Here is a 1,773-nt window from a genome sequence, read left to right as displayed (position 1 = left end):
TGGCAGTAACGAGAATGCCAACGGCTTGATTCGAGAATTCATTCCAAAGGGTCAATCACTATGGGAAGTCTCTAAGGAGAAGATTCGTAAGATCCAAGATGTCTTAAACCACCGGTTAAGGAAGTGCCTTGGATACCGCAGCGCAATCGCGGCGCTCCAGGCCTCCCCCCTGGGCCTGGAGGAATCCCTGCCCACTACCTAAACCAATTCACATGGATGAGTCTTCACTGTTGCACTTAATTTGACAATTCGGGAACGATAATGTGATTTCAGACAAGCAAAGAATTCGTTTTGATTGGCAATCAGTTGTGGAAGAATCCGTTTCAACCTTGGCTATGACGATAGCTGACTGGGATTTTGAAAGTGGCGAGATTTGTTATTTGGTAATTACTGATGAATTGACAGGGTGGGGAGAGCAAATGCCTTTTGAAATTGTAGCGGGGGGAGTTGGGAATTTTGGGGACGAATTGATCTGATGGTCAGCGTATGCGAATTCAGTTCAGAAATTAATTCCATTGTTGACGTCTTTGTAGATAATAGATATAGGATACTAAATCATCTGACTGAAATGCTTTGAGCGCTATTAGATCGTGCAGAGTTGGTTAGAATCGGGCCTCAAACCAGCGTCGTGGATCAGTTTTAAAGATGTTGGATAGGTCACTGGGACAAGGAAAGAATTAAGCACAATACCAGAGAAGCTATTTGGATCTTTCCAGAATCGGCTAGAATGAGACCAATGGCAAGTGATCAATTGCAGCAGGGAGAACGGTACTGGCGAGACTGGCATGAAAAATATCGCGGCAGCGAGTATTATGTTACACCCACTATCCTAGCAAGCGTAGCCAGTGAACCTGATAGCAGCGATGAAGTTGAACCGTTTGAAAAGATGGTTAGCGATTTGGGAAAAGACACAGGTTGCGATCGCAATACAGATGTGCTGCATGTTTATAGCGACGGCGACTTAAACGATTTTTGAAAATAACGACGTATTTATTATAGACAGGTATCAAAACGCTATTGCTGGTATTCGCGAAAGCAAGGCGCTGGCTGTGCTCAACTATGATATTTATTTCGGCATTGGCGGCAGCTTCTATGATAATTTATCTGGCAACGGTAAGAATCCTGTACAACGGCCACCCTGAACGCGTCATTTTTACGACGCCGGTAACCGCCAGATATCTGGCCCGGCATGTGCTGGCGCCCCCATAAAAAGTACCGCTGCGGCCGAAAAATGAAATACAGTATTGAAATAATACAGGGCGTGCCCGTGCGTCTAGGAAAAGAGTGATTTGGATGAATGATTATATGCTGGCAGGTATTGCGATTACAGCCACGGTTGTTTTTTTGTTGTTTGTTACGCAATGTTTGTATTATGAAAACAATACACCAGAAAAGCAGAAAAGCAACGCGGAAGCAAACCGAATTTTGCAAGAAAATATCAACGTTGCAAATTATGGTGTGCCATGGGCGTCATTGGATCAGATACATCGCAAGTAGCAGCAACCGTCACAGAAATCTGGCATATCAGTTTCTTGCAATTAATTTACTCTTTCTGAAAATAAATTTTGTCGTTTTCATTTCGAAAATCTCGCCGCAAAATTTCGACCCTCGAAAATTTCCGTGCGCGCTGATCCGGCTGCCACTTTTTCTGTGCGGCACAAGCAGTCATCTCGCTGCTCCTTGCCCGCACTCATCGCCAACGTTAATCATTCTCAAAATCAGCAGAGCAATAGCCATTGGATCCCTCCAGAATCGGCTAAAATGGGACACGGC

Annotated in this window: 3 protein-coding genes and 1 pseudogene; all 4 read left to right on the top strand. The window is 44.6% G+C overall.

The features are described 5' to 3' along the window. Positions 1-202, top strand: a pseudogene (locus H627_RS20545) (hypothetical protein); the annotation flags it as partial. 61 nt (positions 203-263) lie between these two features. Continuing rightward, the gene (locus H627_RS20275; RefSeq protein ID WP_152319479.1) at positions 264-476 is read left to right on the top strand and encodes a hypothetical protein; all 213 of its coding nucleotides are present in this window, start codon (positions 264-266) and stop codon (positions 474-476) included. 260 nt (positions 477-736) lie between these two features. Beyond that, entirely contained in the window at positions 737-976 is a 240-nt protein-coding gene (locus H627_RS0115320) for a hypothetical protein (protein ID WP_027829621.1), read from the top strand. A 317-nt stretch (positions 977-1,293) separates the two neighbouring features. Next, positions 1,294-1,497 carry a hypothetical protein gene (locus tag H627_RS0115310; RefSeq protein ID WP_027829620.1) on the top strand — a complete coding sequence of 68 codons (204 nt, stop codon included), beginning with the start codon at positions 1,294-1,296 and terminating at the stop codon, positions 1,495-1,497. The last annotated feature ends 276 nt before the right edge of the window (positions 1,498-1,773 follow it).

It is taken from the genome of Schleiferilactobacillus harbinensis DSM 16991 (assembly GCF_000425885.1).
GTDB lineage: Bacteria > Bacillota > Bacilli > Lactobacillales > Lactobacillaceae > Schleiferilactobacillus > Schleiferilactobacillus harbinensis.
Note: the sequence above shows the minus strand (reverse complement) of the source record. Positions and strands in the feature narration are given on the sequence as shown.

Excerpts from the sequence above, each read along its gene's own strand:
- H627_RS0115310 (WP_027829620.1), top strand. The coding sequence starts at position 1,294 with ATGAATGATTATATGCTGGCAGGTATTGCGATTACAGCCACGGTTGTT.
- H627_RS0115320 (WP_027829621.1), top strand. The coding sequence starts at position 737 with ATGGCAAGTGATCAATTGCAGCAGGGAGAACGGTACTGGCGAGACTGG.